Below are 17,419 nucleotides of genomic sequence, written 5' to 3'. Positions count from 1 at the left end.
AAGCTCCATGTCCTGGTAATGGCCTCTCTTGCGTTCGCACTGAAAGACACAGAGCAAGTTTGTCTCGAGTGCTCGCGCCTCGTTCTCCACGCTTCGCCGCGCCCATAGGACCGAATTTCCCGCGCCGTTACGCGACGCAGGCGAGGACGGCCAGGGTTCGCCCACGGGCAGTGAGGCCGCGTAGTAGAGCCGGTTATGCGCTCAACGAGGGTTTGTCTCTAGAAATATCGATGCCGTGGCGGTCGATAAACGGACTGGGCAACCGCGTTTTGCACTGATCCCGGTCCACGATAGCAAGCGTGGCGATCACCAAGATATGGACTGAATGGGGAGTACGCATGCACCGATTGAGTTTCTCGCAAAAGCTCTGGCTGCCTCTGGTCGTCAGTCTGATAGCACTTCTCGTCGTGTCTGTCTCAGCGGCCTGGTTATCCCGGCTGACCCGCATCGAAGAACGCAAAAACGATCTGGTGAATGTTGCGCACGTAGGGCTCAGTATCGTGGAAGAGTACGCCCTGCTGGCGAAAAGCGGCGCCCTCAGCGAAGCGGACGCGCGCCGACAGGCGCTTGAACGGCTACAACATATACGCTATGGAGAGGACGGCTATTTTCTCGTGATCGATTCCAGGCCGCGCATGATCATGCACGCGATGAAACCGGCACTAAATGGTAAGGATCTCAGCGGCGTGACCGATGTCGACGGCCGGCATCATTACGTGGCGTTTGCATCGAAGGCGCAGACTCCAGAGGGCGGCTTTGTCGAGTACGTGTTTCCGCATCCGCACGACCCGTCCGCCGCCGCCGTCGGCAAGATTGGCTATGTAGTGCGGTACGCGTCCTGGGACTGGATCATCGCGACGGGTGCCTATGTGGACGATATCAATTCGGCGTTCAGGAAGTCGTTGTATATCGTTGGAGGAATATTCGGGACACTCGCGGTGTTACTTTCGACGTTCTGCTTCTTTGCAAACCGCAGCATCCAGCGCGCGATCGGTGGAGATCCTGCTTACGCGGCTCAAGTGGCGGGGGATATTGCCGCGGGTAACCTCGACATCGTGATCAGGATCCGTCAGAGCGACGGTTCCAGTCTTTTACACACCATGCAAGGCATGCGCGATGCGCTCGCCCGCACGATTGCAGGGATCAAGGGCGCCGCGGACAAAGTGGCCACGGGCGCAAACGAAATCGCCGCCGGCAACGCCGATCTGTCCGCGCGCACAGAAAATCAGGCGGCGTCTCTCGAGGAAACGGCTGCAAGCATGGAACAGATGACCGCGATGGTCAGGCAGACGGCCGAAAACGCACAAATGGCGAGTCAACTGACGGCTGACGCAGAGGAGATCGTCAATCAGGGTGGTTCGATGGCTGGCGACGCGGTGTCGACGATGCACGAGGTGTCGAAGGAATCGCAGCGGATGGTGGAGATCATCTCGGTGATCGAAGGAATTGCATTCCAGACTAATATTCTCGCGCTGAATGCTGCGGTAGAAGCGGCTCGGGCAGGTGAAGAGGGACGTGGATTCGCCGTTGTCGCCGGTGAGGTTCGACTACTTGCGCAGCGTAGCGCCTCCGCAGCCAAGGAGATCCGGGCGCTGATCAACAGTACGGTGGAGGGAATTCACAACGGTGCAGAACTGGTTGATAGCGCAGGCGCGAAGATTCGCGCGGCGCAGGAAGCGATTTCGAGAGTATCTGGTGTTGCGCGTGAGATAGCTTCCGCCGCGGCAGAGCAGAGTGCGGGTATCAACCAGGTGAACAATGCAGTCACTCAGATGGATAGCACTACCCAGCAAAACGCCGCGCTAGTCGAACAGGCTGCTGCGGTAGCACAAACATTGACCGAACAGGCGACACTACTGCAGTCGTCGATCAGCACGTTTCGTTTGCAGACAGCTCCAGTCGAAGCGCAATCTTCGGGGGTTATCGCCTGGAATCGGAGCAACACTTCGCCGGGACTGGTTACGTCAAGCTGAGACTTCGAGGTGCGCGTGGGTCGGCGTTCGCGATCCAGTTACATTGGGATCCGTGTTAGAACGGGTCGCTCGGCGCTGCTCCGTCGTTGTGCGATTTGAACTGCCCGGATTCTCTGATCCGCTACCGCCGTTGCAACCACAGACTGCATAGCGCGATTTCTCGACATCGCCTGGTTTCGGAATGTCGTCATCTGTACCCCGCCTTGATAAAACGCTGACGTGATCCACCTTTCGGTTACCAACGCTGCACTTGCGCTCAGTGGACCTACGCCCCGACGGGGCGGCGAAAGTTTCAGGGAAAACCTTAGTGGTTCGTCCGGCTCTTCCATGAGCGGGTGGTGAATAGCCCCGTCACCTGATGTCCTTGCACGGCAATGACCAGAGATTTGGACATTCATGTGACCAGTTACCCGAAATAGGCATCTGGGCCTGTTTCAGCGGGAGTTCGCCTGTGCGGCGTGTCGAGCCGGGTTCGCCTGTCCATGCGCTATCCTCATGTGGCCGATGACGCTCGACTAGCGATGCGCACGCCCTCGGTCGGCCAAATCGCGGTGGGCGATTCTTTTTGCCCCGCGCGCTCCTTTGATAAGCTCGCTGACCATGCCCGACATCAAGCTGAACATGACCCTCCAGGAACGCCCGCCGGCCGCGCTTTCGCGGGCGGATCGCGTCTACCACACGCTGCGCGACGAAATCTTCGACATGCACCTTCTGCCGGGCGACCGGCTCACGGAAGGCGCGATTGCCGAACGTTTCGCGGTGTCGCGCACGCCCGCGCGCGAAGCGCTGCAACGCCTGCAAAGCGATGGTCTGATGCAAGGCTACGTGCGCGGCGGCTGGGAGGTCGTGCCGATCGACAACAAGCGCTTCGACGATCTCTACGAGATGCGCCAGATGATCGAAACCTTCGCCGTGCGCAAGCTTTGCAACGGCGAAGTGCCGCAGGCCGGACTCCGTCTTCTGCTGGATTCGCTCGATCGCATCTGGAAAGTTGTGCGCGCGCAGCGCATTTCCGATGGACGCAAACTCGTCGAACTGGACGAAGCGCTGCATCATTCGCTGGTCGCGGCCGCAGCCAATGAGGAACTCACCGCCACGATGCAGCGCGTCACCGACCGCATTCGCGTCGTTCGGCGGCTCGATCTCGTACATGGCGACGGCATCGCCGAGACTTATGATGAGCATGCCGCCATTCTCGATGCCATTCGCCGCGGCGACAGCACGCTGAGCGTCGATCTCGTGTCGCGTCATATCGGCGGCAGCCAGGCCAGCGTGAGCGGACTCACCATGCAACGGCTGCTCGCCGCACGCACCGATGCGGGGCGCTCACCCGTCGCGCACGCACCGGCGAGGCCGCGGCGCACCATCTGACAGCATCCCTCGCCGCCGTTTCGCCCTCCGCAATGTATCCCCGGATCCCTTGACCAGCAACGTTTCCTAGGGTTTTTACCAAGGTCTGGCATGGATTTCGCATTGACGCTTTTCGTTGTATACAAGGAAAAGCTCGATGTCTACGGAAGTCACTGCAGCACACGCCCACGTCGCAACTGAAGCACTCAATCCCACACGCGGTTCGCGCGGTATGGCGGTCGCGCCGCACGCGCTCGCTTCGCAAAGCGCGCTCGCAGTCCTGCGCGAAGGCGGCAACGCTGTCGAGGCGATGATCGCCGCCGCCGCGACCATCGCGGTGGTATATCCGCACATGAACAGCATCGGAGGAGACGGCTTCTGGCTGATCTCGCGTCCAGGTCACGCGCCCATCGGCATCGAGGCATGCGGCGCGGCGGCGATGCGTGCCGACATCGAAACGTATCGCGCGCACGGGTTGAGCGCGATTCCCGCACGCGGTCCGCTTGCGGCCAATACGGTCGCGGGTACGGTGTCCGGTTGGGACTTCGCGCAGCGCTTCTCGAAGGACGCGCTCGGCGGCCGCGTGCCCGTCGCGCGTCTGCTCGATGATGCGATTCAGTATGCGAAGCACGGCATTCCGGTCACGCGCAGTCAGGCCGATTGCATCGCGAGCAAGCGCGGCGAACTGGAGAACGTGCCGGGCTTCGCGCAGACTTTCATGCCGGATTCGCGCGCGCCGCGCACAGGCGAGCGCTTCGTCAACGCGCGCCTCGCCGCGACGCTCCAACAACTCGCCGATGCGGGTCTCGACGACTTCTATCGCGGCGATCTCGCGCGCAGTATCGCGGGCGATCTGTCGTCGCTGGAAACGCTCATTACGCTCGACGATCTCGAACGGCATCGCGCCCGCGAACGCACGCCGCTCGCACTCAGGCACACGCTCGGCACCGTCTACAACATGCCGCCGCCCACGCAGGGCCTCGTGTCGCTGCTGATCCTCGGCGTGCTCGATCGCGTGCTCACCGACGACATGAACCCGCTCGGCCCCGAGTTCGTGCATGCGTGCGTCGAAGCGACCAAGCTTGCCTTCAAGGTGCGCGACGAACATGTGACCGATCCCGACCATATGCGTATCGACCCGGTCACGCAGCTCGATCCCGCCGCGCTCGACACGATGGCGAGCCAACTGTCGATGTCGCGTGCCGGGCCGTGGAGCAGGGGCCGCGGCCCAGGCGACACGGTCTGGATGGGCGTCATCGATGGAGATGGCGTGGCCGTGAGCTTCATCCAGAGCATTTATCACGAGTTCGGCAGCGGGATCGTGCTGCCGGGTTCGGGCATCAACTGGCAGAACCGCGGATGCAGCTTCTCGCTCGATCCGTCGTCGCTCAATCCGCTGATGCCGGGGCGCCGTCCGTTCCACACGCTCAATCCGGCCCTTGCCCATTTCGCGGACGGCCGCACGATGGTGTACGGAAACATGGGCGGCGATGGTCAGCCGCAATCGCAGAGCGCGGTGTTCTCGCGTATCGCGCGTTTCGGCTGGAATCCGCAGGCCGCGATCGACGCGCCGCGCTGGCTGCTCGGCCGCACCTGGGGGCAGTCCACGGATTCGCTCAAGCTGGAAGCGCGCTTTCCGGCGCACACCATCGACGCGTTGCGCGCGCTCGGTCACGACGTCGAAGTGCTCGCCGCCTACGACGAAGCGATGGGCCACGCCGGCGCGATCATTCGGTATCCAGATGGATTGTTCGAAGCGGGCCACGATCCGCGCAGCGACGGCGCCGCGGCAGGCTGGTAACGCCCGAAGCCGCAGTACGTAATCGAAGTGGCCTCACTATCCGGTCCCGCGTTTTGCCGGACCGGGGGGCGTCGCTCATCCTTTTTTGTCTGAATCACTACGGGGAACGCATATGAACACACGCATCCAAACGCTGCACGACGAGGCTGGCGCAAGCACGCCCGCCGTCGCGACGCATAACCGCTGGCTTCAGCTCGGCCTCGGCCTGCTCTGCATGATGGCGATCTCAAGCCCGCAATACGTGTGGACGTTGCTGACCAAGCCGCTGTCCGCGAAGCTCGGCGTGCCGTTGCCCGAATTGCAGGTGACGTTCTCGCTGCTCATCATCCTGCAGACGTTCTTCTCGCCGTTTCAGGGCAAGCTGATCGACCGCTTCGGTCCGCGTCTGCTGATCTCGCTCGGCACGGTGATGTCGGGCCTGAGCTGGGTGCTCGCGTCGATGGTCACGACCACGTCGATGCTGTATCTCACCTACGGCGTCGTCGGCGGGCTCGGCACGGGCATCGTGTATGTCGGCGTAGTCGGCCTGATGGTGCGCTGGTTCCCCGATCGTCGCGGCTTCGCGGCCGGCGCGGTGGCGGCGGGCTACGGCATGGGCGCGATCGTGACGACCTTCCCGATCTCGGCCTCGCTGTCGACGCGCGGCCTCGATGCCACGCTGTGGATCTACGGCATCGCATTCGCGGTGGTGGGCTTTCTCGCGTCGCAGGGGCTGCGTGTGCCGCGTGACGTAGCGCCGACGAGTGCGTTCGCTATCGCGGCATCGAGCGTGCCGAATCGGCGTCCGTCGCAAATGATGAAGTCGCCGCTCTTCTGGTTGATGTTCGCGATGATGACGATGATGTCCACCTCGGGCCTGATGGTCACCTCCCAGATGGCAACCTTCGCAGCGGACTTCGGCATCACGAAGGTGGTTGTGTTCGGCATGGCTGCGCTGCCGCTCGCACTGACCATCGACCGCTTCACGAATGGCCTCACGCGTCCGTTGTTCGGCTTGGTGTCGGACCGATTCGGCCGCGAAAACACGATGTTTTTCGCCTTCGCGCTCGAAGGTATTGCGATGACGCTGTGGCTGATGACGCGCGACAACGCCCTGCTGTTCGTGCTGCTCTCGGGCGTGGTCTTCTTCGGCTGGGGCGAAATCTTTTCGCTGTTTCCGGCCACGCTGACCGACACGTTCGGCACACGTCACGCCACCGAGAACTACGGCTGGCTGTACATCTCGCAGGGCATCGGCTCGATCTTCGGCGGTCCGCTCGCCGCGCTCCTGCATCAACATGCGGGTAGTTGGGTCCCGGTGTTCGGCGTGGCGATTACGCTGGATGTCGTCACCGCGGTGCTCGCAATACTTGTGCTCAAGCCGATGCGCGCGCGCTTTCTCCAGAAGTCGGTGAGCGCCGACGCGGCTGTCGCGACGCATTGATCTCGAGGCGCCTTGTGTCGGCAGTCGAAAGTCGAACCACGTGGCGCGCGGCACGTATCATCCTGTCGGCCGTCGCATCCGTCAGGGACGGCTGCGTTGATCGTCGCCAACCCGATACGCCCACCCAGCCTCCGACACCATGCCGAAGCCCATCGTCGCCGAAACGCTCGCCTCGCACATCCACGCACGCTCGCTGCGCTACTTCGATGCGATCCGCCGTTGCGGCTCGATCCGTGAAGCGGCACGGCAACTGCATCTGGCGTCGTCGGCGGTCAACCGGCAATTGTTGAAGCTCGAAGCGGAGGTCGGCACGCCGTTGTTCGAGCGGCTGGCGTCGGGGCTCGCGCTGACCGCGGCCGGCGAGGTGTTTGCGCGGCACGTGATCACGGTGTTGCAGGACGCGCGCCGTTTCGAGAGCGAAATGGACGCGCTGCGCGGCATCCGGCGCGGCGAGATCGGCATCGTCACCGTCGAGGGCCTCAACTCCAGTTTCCTTCCGGACCTCGTCGAGCGGATGCTGGCGCGTTACCCGGCGATCCGCTTCCAGGTGCACACGGCCGGGTCGGCGACGATCGCGCGCAGCATTCTCGACGGCGACGCCGACCTCGGTCTCGCGTTCTCGCTGCCGCGCACCGGCGATCTGCAACAGCTCGCGGTGGGGCGTTTTCAACTGGGCGCGATCGTCGCCGCCGATCATCCGCTCGCAAATGAAGCGAGCGTGACGTTCGCGCAGTGCGCCCGCTATCCGCTGATTCTCGGCAATGCGCAGCTGTCGATCAGCGGCCTGCTCGAACCGCTGATCCGGCATTACGGCAAGCCGCTGCAAACGGTCCTCGAAAGCGATTCGATCGAACTGATGCGGCGCATGGCGGCGCGCGGGCGAGGCGTGGGCTTTCAGACAAGGCTCGGCCTCGAACGCGATCTGGCCGACGGCACGCTCGCGCATATTCCGCTGCGCTCGCCGCGTCCGCTGATCTCCGAACTCGGCGCTTACGCACGCGCCGGCCGCACGCTGACGCCCGCGCTCGACGCGTTCGTGCGTCTGCTCGTCGAAGCGCTCGCCGATCGCGAAGGCGACGAGCCGACGCTGTGACCGCATGCTGATGCCGAAACGGCATCAGCATGGATTTTTTTCTGCTCTTTTTTGACCAGCCGCCGCGCTCTAGACTCGGATCAACACGAGTTCGAAGCCAATTGAAAGCGGGTCAAAGGGAGCTGGAATGTCCGAAGTGCTATCAGCGAGGGCCGTGCCGCATGCGAGCCTGCCCGTCATCGATGTGTCCGGCCTTGCGTCGGCGGATGCACGGCAACGCGCGGCGGTGGGCGAGGCGCTGCATGCCGCGTGTATCGACAAAGGCTTTTTCTACATCGCGAATCACGGCGTGGACGCCGCGCTGATCGACGCGGCGCGCGGCGAAGCCGAGCGTTTCTTCGCGCTCGACGAAGCCGACAAGCGCCTCGTCGACAAAGCGAAGTCGTTCTGCAATCGCGGCTACGAGCCGCTGCGCGGCCAGGTGCTGGAAGCCGGTACGCCGCCCGATCTGAAGGAAGGCTTTTATATCGGCAACGAACTGCCGCTCGATCACCCGCGCGTGGTCGCGCGCGCGTTCAACTGTGGGCCGAACCAGTGGCCGGCGCAATCGGCGGGTTTTCGTCCGGCGATGGATGCATATTTCGACGCGCTGTACGACCTGTCCAAACGCCTGACGCGCGGGCTCGCGCTATCGCTCGATTTGCCGGAAGACCATTTCGACGCGTTTTGCGACGACGCGATGGGCACGCTGCGCCTGCTGCACTATCCGCCGCAACCGCCGCAGGCGCTGCCCGAGCAGAAGGGCTGCGGCGCGCATACCGACTTCGGCTGCCTGACGCTGCTCTGGCAGGACGGCAACGGCGGCTTGCAGGTGCAGGACGGCGACGGCGGCTGGATTCACGTGCCGCCGCTGCCGGGCACGTTCGTGGTGAATCTTGGCGATCTGATCGCGCGCTGGACCAACGACCGCTATCGCTCGACGTTGCATCGCGTGGTCAACGCATCGGGCCGCGAGCGCTACTCGATGCCGTTCTTCTTTACGGGACGGCCCGACTACGTGGTCAGCTGTCTGCCGGGGTGCAGCGCGCCCGGCGACGCGCCTGCGTATCCGCCGATCACCGTCGCCGGTCATCTCGAAGCGTGCTACCGGAGGACCTACGGATGACCGCGCCCGCCACTCGCATCACACGCGCGGCGGGCATGCTGCTGATCCACGGCGCGTGGCAGGGCAGTTGGGCGTGGGACGCCTGGCTGCCGGAGATGGCCGCGCGCGGCTGGACGTGCCGCGCCGTCGATCTGCCCGGCAACGGCGCGCAACCTTCGCGCGATGGGGGCCTCGCTATGACGCTGCAAACCTATGTCGATGCGCTCACCGACGCGCTTGCCGATTTCGACGGTCCCGTCGTCGTGGTCGCGCATAGCGGTGCGGGCGTACCGGCTTCGCAACTTGCCGAGACCTTGCCCGAGCGCGTCGCGTGCATCGTGTACGTCGCGGGAATGATGCTGCCGTCCGGAATGGGCTACGCGGACCTGGTCGAGGCGAGCGCCGCCGAGGTGCCCGGCGCGGCCGGCATCGCGCCATACTTGCAATGGAGCGACGATCGCGCGACGACGTGTGTGCCGCCAGCCGCCGCGCTCGACATTTTTCTGCACGATTGCCCGCCCGACGCCGCCCGCGAAGCCGCGGCGCGCTTGACCCCGCAACAGGAAAGCGGCCGGGCGCTCGTCACGTCGTTGAGCGACGAGCGCTTCGGCAGCGTGCCGCGCATTTATGTCGAAGCGTTGCGCGACCGTTCGGTGCTGCTGCCTTTGCAGCGCAGGATGCAGGCGCTGGTGCCGGGCGCGATCGTGCGCTCGATCGACTGCGGTCACGTGCCGCAACTCGCGCGGCCCGCCGAGCTCGCGACGCTCGTGTGCGATGCGCTCGCCTGTATCGGCATCGGTTCAGGCAGAAGCGCCAGCGGCGATGCGCCGGCGTCGCCTGCAAGCACGGTTTCCAGTATGTCCGCCATCTCCCGTTCGCTCAGTACGCTCACCACGCCCACTACCGGAACCTCGTCATGATCCGACTATCTCGCCTCGGCCGGCTTGTCTCTGCGCGTCTTTCTTCCCGTTCCACGGCACGCTTCGCGCGACGCCCGGGCAGTGCGCTGCTCGCGTGTTCGTACGGCGCGCTCGCGATGCTCGCGACGTTGAGCGCACCCGCTCATGCCGTCAGCAACGCGCCGCTGGATGTCTCGATCGTCTATCTCGGCAATCCTGGCGATGCGGGCTGGACTCACGCGCACGATCTCGGCATCGGCGAGGCCGAAAAGCAGCTCGGCTCGCAGATCAAGGTCACGCGCATCGAGGACGTGCCCGAAAACGCCGACGCCGCCCGCGTGTTCCGCGACCGCGCGGCGAAGGGCGACAAGATCGTGATCGGCACGTCGTTCGGCTACATGGACTCGATGATGAAGGTCGCGCGCGACTATCCCGACACCGTGTTCCTGCATTGCTCCGGCTACAAGAGCGCGCCCAACCTCGGCAACTTCAACGGTAAGGTGTACGAGTCGGCGTACCTCGCGGGCGTCGTCGCCGGCTATGTGTCGAAGTCGCACACGCTCGGTTTTGTCGGCTCGGTGCCGATTCCGGAAGTGGTGCGCAATATCGACGCGTTCGCGCTCGGCGCGCGTTCGGTCGCGCCGCAGACCACGGTCAGGGTCGTGTGGATCAATAGCTGGTTCGATCCGGGCAAGGAACGGCAGGCGGCGGAGACGCTGGTCGGCCTGGGCGCGGACGTGCTGCTGCAAAACACCGATTCGACCGCGACGATGGCGGTCGCCGAGCAGCACAAGATTCACGCGTTCGGCTGGGACTCGGACATGAGCCACTGGGGTCCACACGCGCACCTCGGTTCGGTCGCCTACGACTGGGGCATCTACTACAGCAAGGTGATCGACGAAGTGAAGCGCGGCACATGGTCCAACAAGCCGGTGTACTGGGGCGTGAAGGAAGGCATCACCGATCTGGTGAACGTGAACACCACGGAAGTCCCCGCGAACGTGCAGCGCACGCTCGCGGAGAAGCGCGCCGCGCTGGTGGCCGGCCGGCTCGATCCGTTCGCCGGCCCGCTGAAGGACCAGAACGGCAAGCTGCGCGTCGCCGCGGGCTCGGCGCTGTCCGCGGACGACACGAACCGGATAGACTGGTTCGTCGACGGTGTGCAGGGCAGCGTCGCGAAATGACGGAGCGGTGGCTATGAGCACGGCACAGGCGCGCAATGCGCACAGCGAAGCGACGAACGGCATGGGGGACGACGCGAGCAGCGACGCCGTGGTCTGGAACGACTGGCATCCAGTGGCCGCGCTCGATGCGCTGGATGCGCTCGTCACGGCGGCTTCGTCCGGCGGCGCGCCGGTGCCGGCCACGACGGCCACCATGGCCACCACGGCCACCATGGCCACCACGGCCACCATGGCCACCACGGCCACCACGGCCACCCGGCTGCTCGGCGTGGATCTCGGCCTCGCCGTGTCGCGAGCCGGCGCGGCGGGCCGCGCCTCGCATCGTTACCGTGCGTGGCGGCTCGATACGCAGGCCGAGTGTCACGTGCAAGCGCGCTACGGCGTGCTATGGGTGTGCGTCGGTGAGCCGCGCCGCGATCTGCTCGCAATTCCCGAAGCCGCCGAGCCCGATCGCCGTCTGCTCCATGCGGGCGCGTTTCGCGTGCACGTCAGCGGCTTGCGGGCGATCGAAAACTTCCTCGACATGGGGCATTTTCCATTCGTGCATACCGGCTATCTGGGCGTCGAGCCGTACACCGAGGTCGCCCCGTACCGGATCGAGCGCGATGAACTCGACGACGAGCTGTACGCGTACGACTGCCGCTTCTATCAGCCGCGCGCGGCGATGACCGCGGACGCCGGGCTCGACGTTCAGTATGTGTACCGCGTCGCGCGCCCGTACAGCGCGATTCTCTACAAGACCTGTCCGCCGCAGCCCGAGCGCTTCGACGTGATCGCGCTGTTCGTGCAACCGGTCGACGAGGACTGGTGCGTCGCGCACACGGTGATGAGCTATCTCGACGACGCCAGCCGCGACGACGAATTGCGCGGCTTCCAGCAAACCATTTTCGCGCAGGACATCAAGATTCTCGTCAATCAGGTGCCCAAGCGCTTGCCGCTCGGCACCGGAGCCGAGCATCCGGTGCGCGCCGATGCGATGTCGGTCGCGTACCGGCGTTGGCTAGCGGCTCAGCGGGTCACCTACGGAACCACCCATGGCCGATAAAGACAGCAGCGCCTTCACCTGGTTTGCGCTATGCGACGTCGATCAACTCGGCGAGCGCGCGATCTATCGCACCGAACTGCATGGCAACGAACTCGTGGTGTGGCGCGCCGAAGACGGCGCCGTCAACGTGTGGGAGAACCGTTGCCCGCATCGCGGCGTGCGCTTGTCGATCGGCCATCATCGCGGCGACGCGTTGCAATGCCAGTATCACGGCTGGCAATTCGGCTCGGGCGACGGCGGCTGCCGCTTCGTGCCCGCGCATCCTGACGGCGCTGCGCCGCCGGTCGCGGTGAAGACGTGGCCGGTCGAGGTGCGTCATGGCTTCGTGTGGACATGTCTCGCGCAGCCGGAAGAGGCGCCGCCGTTTGCGCCGCTCGACGAACTCGAAGACGACGGGCAGCAGGTCCGCTTGCGCACCGTCGCGATCGATGCCTGCGCCGACGACGTGCAGCGCGCGCTGAGCGCATATTGTTTCGACCATGCGGACTTCGACGCATGGCGTACCACCGATTGCGTCGCGTTCCATCTCAGCACACACGCGGTATTGATCGAACAGCCCGACGACGCGGCGCAACGCGTGGTGTTTCTGACGCAGCCCGCGCGGGCAGGGCGGACGTATCTGCACGGAATCGCGCTCGGCGCGTTCGCGGGGGAAGAGCGGCTGGCTGTGCAACGGCATCATCAGCAGCGGCTCAACGCATTGCGCGATGCGCTGGAACAGCCAGCCGCACGTGATGAGCATTTATCGCGCGATCGCTTCGCGGACCAGCCGCCACCTGTCATGCCGCATGCGCAGCCGTCCACGCAACCGGTGTTTCTATCGCCCGCGATGGCCAGAGCGGTTTCCACCGAAGCGGCTTCGGCGTCCGGCACCGATGACCACGCCACCGACCACGCATTCACGGTTCATCTGGCGCGCAGCGACCGCACGCTGAATGTGCCCGCTGGCGTCAGCTTGCTGCAAACCTTGCGCGAGCATCGTATCGACGTGCCGACTTCGTGCGAGCAAGGCGTATGCGGCACGTGCCGCACGCGTGTGCTCGACGGCACGCCGCTGCATCGCGACGCTTTTCTGACGCCGCAGGAACGCGCGGAGGGAAACTGCATGATGGTGTGCGTGTCGCGCGCGTGCGGCGTTGCGCTGACTCTGGATCTGTGAGGCCGCGATGCTCAAACTCTACGACGACGAATTGTGCGGAGAAAGCTACAAGGTGCGTCTGATGCTGGGTCTGCTCGACGTCAGTTACGAACGCACGCGCGTCGAGCTTTATCCGTCGAAGCAGAACGGCACGCCGCGGTTTCTCGCGTTGAATCCACTGGGCACGCTGCCCGTACTCGATGCGGACGGCGCGTTGCTGCGCGGCGCGCACGCGATCCTCGTGTATCTCGCGCGTCGCTACGGCGCGAATGAAGGCGCGGCTGAAATAGATCGCGCGCATTGGCTGCCGGCCGACGATCCCTGGCAATTTGCGCAAGTGCAAAGCTGGCTCGACTTCGCGGCCCAGTTGAGCGACGTGGTGCTGCCGCTGCGCTCGCAAGTGCTGCATGGTGAGCCGCAGCCCGTTCATGCGTCGAGGCACGCGGCGAAGAAGCTGCTGCGCCTTCTCGACGAGACGTGCTGGTTCAACGAAGCGGCTGGCGTGCCCTTCGTCTGCGCGACGCCGAAGCCGACCATCGCCGATATCGCGTGCTTCGTGCCGGTTGCGCTGCTCGACGAAGCGCAGATCGAATCGATCGACTATCCAGCGCTTGGACGCTGGATGGTTCGACTCAAACGGCTGGAAGGTTTTACGACGATGGCCGGTGTGTATGCGGCCATTTGAGTGACCAACCACACGGCGTCATGTTTGCCGCGTCATCAACATGCTTCAGGCTTGCTAGAGGCCACGGCTCGTGCAGCGCCGCGTTTGATGAGCAGGCAATCGCTCAAGCAGGTATGCGCCTGAACGATCAATGACGCGGCGAATGTGTTCGCGCCATATCGGCCGCAGCGGCGCGCCGGATACCACGTGCTCGCGTTCACACCTGCGCGATGGAATTCAGAACCGTGCGGGCAAACCAGCTCGCACAGGCAAAATCGCGTCATTGGCGGCGGCGTTTCGCATGCAATGACGCAAACAGCCCCGCCACGATCCGAACGACAGGAAGTGGCCGCTGACTGGACCGCTCAGGACCGCGGCCAGCGAGTAGCAAAGCTGCCAAACGCCGTCCACGCGAGCGCGTTCATACGGCGCGAATCAGTTCTTCGCAAACGGCAGGAAGGTCGGGGAAGATGCGCACTTCGAACAGACCGATCGCAAAACGTGTGACCACCAGATGCGATGCGTTATGGACATGCCCGCGATCGTTCGGCGATGCCCAACTGCGCCGTCGTTGTCAGGGCGATCAGCGCTTTGCCATTCGGCGGTCGGCGAGCCAGCCGTGGATCGCTTGCGCGATGTCATAGCCGAAAAGCAGCACGCCGTGGAGGCGAAATCCAGTACCCGCGAGGTCGACGCCAACTCGCTGGCCACGCTTGGTGTCGCGAAGCCGACGTGGGTTCACTCCATCAGACCGATGATGAACGTGATCACCGTCACTTACAGCAGCCGGAACCATCTTTGTCTCATCGCCGGTTTCCGTGGAAATACTGGCCGCTCAGAGGCTTAGCGGCTCAGCAGTGGGGGATACACCGTTTGCTCGAAGATCCGTGGCTCATGGGCCGGCAGCACTGTCGCGCCAAGCGTCGCGATGCGGCGGAAACTTTCGTCATAAGCGCGCAGGTCGGTGTGGTTGCCGTTCGGGATCGGCTCGCTGCCGTCCTCCGGCCAATTCTCGTAGAGCGGAATCAGGTCGCCCGCGATGAGATACGGCCCTGCCTGCGTATCGACCAGCACACCCTGTGAGCCTGCTGTATGCCCCGGCAAGCGCAACACACGAATGCCGGGCACCACGTCGGCGTCACCGAACGCCACATCCATCCGGTCGAGAATGTCCACCCACGGCGGCGTGTGGCCGCGCTGATTGGTTTCGTAAATTGGACGCTGGAACGGCACCGGCCAGACCGCCTCTTTCAATTCCGCTTCCTGGACGTGAAAGCGCGCATTCGTGAACAACCGCGCGCCGCCAACGTGGTCGTTATGCAGATGAGTGAGAATGACCCGTTCGACGGAAGCCGGGTCGACGCCTTCGCGCGCCAGGCCGTACTGCAGCAGGTCGTCAATCCCGGCATCTGTCTCGGTGTAGCACTGCGGTGCGCGCGAGCGGGAACCCGGCCCAGCATCGACGACGATCGTATGGCGAGCGCTGCGCAGCAACCACGCGATACACGGTGCATGCAGGCGCGCGGAACCGCAGTTCTTGCGGTACAAAAAGCACGCTCGCTCATGATTGACGATATCGCCGCAGCGGATCGGTACGATGGTGAATGTCATATCTGAGTCTCACTTCAACGGTGTTGATGGTGCTGACGCCGGGTGCCTGCTGGAAGGCTCAGACCTTGGCCGAAGCTGGGCCGGGTCCGGCTTCCTGACCCGATGAACGATCACGTCGGGCAATGACGTTGCATTCGCCAACAGCGCCCTGCGTGTTCGCCTGTACCGGCCAAATCGATTGCGACGCAGCCGTGCAAAGCCGGCTGCGGGCCAGGCCGTCAAAATAGAGATTTGCACAGCGCTCGGGCAGTAGGGGCGCGGGCCGATCGGTCGCTTCCTTCCTGCGAATACATGAACATGATGACGCTGCCGTCGGACCTGGCACACGTAACCTGCCGGACGTATTCGCAGGCGATAAGGGACTCCGCCACGGTCGCCGGTATTTCGCTCGCGAAGTCACAGTGTAGGTGAATTGTGTAAGCGCTTTCTCTTGAATTTCTCGGGGTTTACCCGTAAAATACCCTGAAATTCAAGATATCTTAATCGAGTGTTGCCCGAAAATTTCAGCAATATAGAAAGCGATTACTTAAGTTGCGCGCTTGAGTGAACGCTGCCTGGCGCGTACCTCGCCCCCGGTCTCCGCAACGTGAACATCGAGCCTTGCTACAAGCTTTTCGAAGCCTCGCAGCATGCCGGCGCAAATCGCGTGATGTTCGCGAGCTTGAATCGCGCGGCGGGAGTGCATCGGCACGACCAGCTGATCTTGAATGCCGCCGCGTCATCTCTTCGTACGGCTCAACCATCGCGGCATGATGCAACTGGCGAAGCGCTGCATCGAATAACCGGCTACAACTTCGTGATCTTGCACGGTGTGTCAGGCGATGTTCATAGCCGCTGGAACAAAACGTGAGGAGCTCGGTTATGTGCCGAAAAATGAAGTTTGACGCGAGCCCCCAACGCACCAACCAGACGAAGGTCCGCGTCCGGCGGTGGCCATATCTCAAGGGGCCGCGTTATAGTATGCCGGACAGGGCAGGCGCGATGGTGCGCCTCGACACCGGGCAGGATGCAAGTTGACCAACGAGACAAAGAAAAGAGCGTCGCGTCGCAAATCGAATGCGATTTCCGTGGCAGATGTCGCGCGCGCGGCTGGGGTATCGACTGCGACCGTTTCACGCGTGTTGAACGGTAACGCAAAGGTAGCCGCAGAGCTGCAGAATCGTGTGCGCGACATCGCGCTGGAACTCGGCTATACACCGCACGCCGCGGCGCGCGCGCTGGCTTCGCAGCGTTCGAAGACAATCGGCGCGGTAATCCCATCGCTGGAAAACCAGAACTTCGCGATCGGCGTGTTCGCGCTGCAAAAGCGCATCGGTGAAGCCGGTTATACATTGCTGCTTGGATGCTCGTACTACGACCAGGAAGATGAGCTGAAGCAGGTCCGCGCCCTTATCGCGGACGGCATCGCCGGACTGATGCTCGTGGGCCGCAGTCACTCGCCCGCGCTCTACGAACTGATCGAAAAGGAACAGATTCCGCTCGTCAATGGCTGGACGGTCGATCACGACCATCCCTATGTCGGCTTCGACAACGTGGCTGTCGGCCGTCGCCTCGCCGACTATCTGCTCGATCTCGGGCACACGCGCTTCGGCATGATTACGCAAATGACGCAGCATAGCGATCGCGCGGCTGATCGCATCATCGGCGTGCGCGCGGCGCTACAGTCGCGCGGGCTGCAGTTGCGCCACGAGCATCTGATCGAGATGCCGCACAAGATCATTGAAGGCCAGATGGCGATGAAGGCGCTGATGAACGGCCCCGATCGTCCGACGGCCGTAATCTGCGGCACCGATCTGCTCGCAATCGGCGCGCTGGTCGAGGCGCGCGAGTCGGGCATCGACGTGCCGGGCGACCTGTCGATCGCGGGCATCAACGACATCGAATTTTCCAGCTTCACGTCGCCGCCGCTGACGACCATGCGGCTCGCCGCCGATGAAATCGGCGCGCGCAGCGCCGAGTATCTGCTGGCACGAATCGAAGGACGGCCGGTGAGTTCCCAGTACATCGTGCCGACCGACCTGATCGTGCGGGGCACGACGGCGCGTCCTCGCAACACTTAGGTTGCCGATGTACGGCGTCGATGACGAGGCGTTCGTTCGAAGCGCCCCGGGATTGCGCGGCTGCGATTCCGGTATTGCTCTTTGGGGCGTGCCG

The 17,419-nt window shown here is 63.8% G+C and carries 15 protein-coding genes; 14 read left to right on the top strand and 1 reads right to left on the bottom strand.

Annotation, left to right across the window (positions count from 1 at the left end; all coding sequences use genetic code 11):
• Positions 1-338: 338 nt before the first annotated feature.
• From ACZ9H4_RS33375 to ACZ9H4_RS33320, 12 genes are all read left to right on the top strand, one after another.
• Complete coding sequence (locus ACZ9H4_RS33375; RefSeq protein WP_476122520.1) at positions 339-1,973, top strand: methyl-accepting chemotaxis protein; 1,635 nt, start codon at positions 339-341, stop codon at positions 1,971-1,973.
• Between the two features lie 600 nt (positions 1,974-2,573).
• Complete coding sequence (locus ACZ9H4_RS33370) at positions 2,574-3,344, top strand: GntR family transcriptional regulator (protein ID WP_408153516.1); 771 nt, start codon at positions 2,574-2,576, stop codon at positions 3,342-3,344.
• Between the two features lie 136 nt (positions 3,345-3,480).
• The gene (locus ACZ9H4_RS33365; RefSeq protein WP_408324715.1) at positions 3,481-5,124 is read left to right on the top strand and encodes a gamma-glutamyltransferase family protein; all 1,644 of its coding nucleotides are present in this window, start codon (positions 3,481-3,483) and stop codon (positions 5,122-5,124) included.
• A gap of 112 nt (positions 5,125-5,236) precedes the next feature.
• Positions 5,237-6,547 (top strand): oxalate/formate MFS antiporter, encoded by a 1,311-nt coding sequence (gene oxlT, locus ACZ9H4_RS33360; RefSeq protein WP_476122513.1) that lies wholly within the window; start codon positions 5,237-5,239, stop codon positions 6,545-6,547.
• 139 nt (positions 6,548-6,686) lie between these two features.
• Entirely contained in the window at positions 6,687-7,640 is a 954-nt protein-coding gene (locus ACZ9H4_RS33355; RefSeq protein WP_476122512.1) for a LysR family transcriptional regulator, read from the top strand.
• Positions 7,641-7,767: 127 nt separating this feature from the next.
• Positions 7,768-8,745, top strand: a complete 978-nt coding sequence (locus tag ACZ9H4_RS33350) for an isopenicillin N synthase family dioxygenase (RefSeq protein ID WP_476122511.1) — start codon at positions 7,768-7,770, stop codon at positions 8,743-8,745.
• On the top strand, positions 8,742-9,644 hold the full coding sequence (locus ACZ9H4_RS33345) for an alpha/beta fold hydrolase (protein WP_476122510.1): 903 nt from the start codon (positions 8,742-8,744) through the stop codon (positions 9,642-9,644). The genes ACZ9H4_RS33350 and ACZ9H4_RS33345 overlap by 4 nt, the downstream gene beginning before the upstream one ends.
• The gene (locus ACZ9H4_RS33340) at positions 9,641-10,807 is read left to right on the top strand and encodes a BMP family ABC transporter substrate-binding protein (protein WP_476122509.1); all 1,167 of its coding nucleotides are present in this window, start codon (positions 9,641-9,643) and stop codon (positions 10,805-10,807) included. Before ACZ9H4_RS33345 ends, ACZ9H4_RS33340 begins: the two co-directional genes overlap by 4 nt.
• A 13-nt stretch (positions 10,808-10,820) precedes the next feature.
• The gene (locus ACZ9H4_RS33335; protein ID WP_476122508.1) at positions 10,821-11,852 is read left to right on the top strand and encodes an aromatic ring-hydroxylating dioxygenase subunit alpha; all 1,032 of its coding nucleotides are present in this window, start codon (positions 10,821-10,823) and stop codon (positions 11,850-11,852) included.
• Positions 11,842-13,011, top strand: a complete 1,170-nt coding sequence (locus ACZ9H4_RS33330; protein WP_476122507.1) for a Rieske 2Fe-2S domain-containing protein — start codon at positions 11,842-11,844, stop codon at positions 13,009-13,011. The genes ACZ9H4_RS33335 and ACZ9H4_RS33330 overlap by 11 nt, the downstream gene beginning before the upstream one ends.
• Before the next feature lie 7 nt (positions 13,012-13,018).
• On the top strand, positions 13,019-13,675 hold the full coding sequence (locus tag ACZ9H4_RS33325) for a glutathione S-transferase family protein (protein ID WP_408144650.1): 657 nt from the start codon (positions 13,019-13,021) through the stop codon (positions 13,673-13,675).
• Positions 13,676-14,273: 598 nt separating this feature from the next.
• Complete coding sequence (locus ACZ9H4_RS33320; protein WP_476122506.1) at positions 14,274-14,501, top strand: hypothetical protein; 228 nt, start codon at positions 14,274-14,276, stop codon at positions 14,499-14,501.
• On the opposite strand, the gene ACZ9H4_RS33315 is transcribed toward ACZ9H4_RS33320, so the two are convergent.
• On the bottom strand, positions 14,498-15,265 hold the full coding sequence (locus ACZ9H4_RS33315) for an N-acyl homoserine lactonase family protein (protein WP_408144648.1): 768 nt from the start codon (positions 15,263-15,265) through the stop codon (positions 14,498-14,500). The two genes, ACZ9H4_RS33320 and ACZ9H4_RS33315, sit on opposite strands and share 4 nt — an antisense overlap.
• Positions 15,266-15,851: 586 nt before the next feature.
• Between ACZ9H4_RS33315 and ACZ9H4_RS33310 the strand changes: the two genes are divergently transcribed.
• Together ACZ9H4_RS33310 and ACZ9H4_RS33305 are read left to right on the top strand one after the other, a co-directional pair.
• On the top strand, positions 15,852-16,115 hold the full coding sequence (locus ACZ9H4_RS33310) for a hypothetical protein (RefSeq protein ID WP_476122505.1): 264 nt from the start codon (positions 15,852-15,854) through the stop codon (positions 16,113-16,115).
• 163 nt (positions 16,116-16,278) lie between these two features.
• A complete protein-coding gene (locus tag ACZ9H4_RS33305) occupies positions 16,279-17,325 on the top strand; it encodes a LacI family DNA-binding transcriptional regulator (RefSeq protein WP_476122504.1) in 1,047 nt (348 codons plus the stop codon).
• Positions 17,326-17,419: the final 94 nt, after the last annotated feature.

This window comes from Paraburkholderia sp. TE9906 (assembly GCF_056279605.1).
The sequence above is the reverse complement of the archived record's forward strand: the minus strand, read 5'-3'. Positions and strand labels throughout refer to the sequence as shown.

Bases quoted from the DNA above. Each gene is read 5' to 3' on its own strand.
- ACZ9H4_RS33375 (WP_476122520.1), top strand. From the start codon at position 339: ATGCACCGATTGAGTTTCTCGCAAAAGCTCTGGCTGCCTCTGGTCGTC.
- ACZ9H4_RS33335 (WP_476122508.1), top strand. From the start codon at position 10,821: ATGAGCACGGCACAGGCGCGCAATGCGCACAGCGAAGCGACGAACGGC.
- ACZ9H4_RS33370 (WP_408153516.1), top strand. From the start codon at position 2,574: ATGCCCGACATCAAGCTGAACATGACCCTCCAGGAACGCCCGCCGGCC.
- oxlT (WP_476122513.1), top strand. From the start codon at position 5,237: ATGAACACACGCATCCAAACGCTGCACGACGAGGCTGGCGCAAGCACG.
- ACZ9H4_RS33365 (WP_408324715.1), top strand. From the start codon at position 3,481: ATGTCTACGGAAGTCACTGCAGCACACGCCCACGTCGCAACTGAAGCA.
- ACZ9H4_RS33330 (WP_476122507.1), top strand. From the start codon at position 11,842: ATGGCCGATAAAGACAGCAGCGCCTTCACCTGGTTTGCGCTATGCGAC.
- ACZ9H4_RS33315 (WP_408144648.1), bottom strand. From the start codon at position 15,265: ATGACATTCACCATCGTACCGATCCGCTGCGGCGATATCGTCAATCAT.
- ACZ9H4_RS33345 (WP_476122510.1), top strand. From the start codon at position 8,742: ATGACCGCGCCCGCCACTCGCATCACACGCGCGGCGGGCATGCTGCTG.
- ACZ9H4_RS33325 (WP_408144650.1), top strand. From the start codon at position 13,019: ATGCTCAAACTCTACGACGACGAATTGTGCGGAGAAAGCTACAAGGTG.
- ACZ9H4_RS33355 (WP_476122512.1), top strand. From the start codon at position 6,687: ATGCCGAAGCCCATCGTCGCCGAAACGCTCGCCTCGCACATCCACGCA.
- ACZ9H4_RS33350 (WP_476122511.1), top strand. From the start codon at position 7,768: ATGTCCGAAGTGCTATCAGCGAGGGCCGTGCCGCATGCGAGCCTGCCC.
- ACZ9H4_RS33340 (WP_476122509.1), top strand. From the start codon at position 9,641: ATGATCCGACTATCTCGCCTCGGCCGGCTTGTCTCTGCGCGTCTTTCT.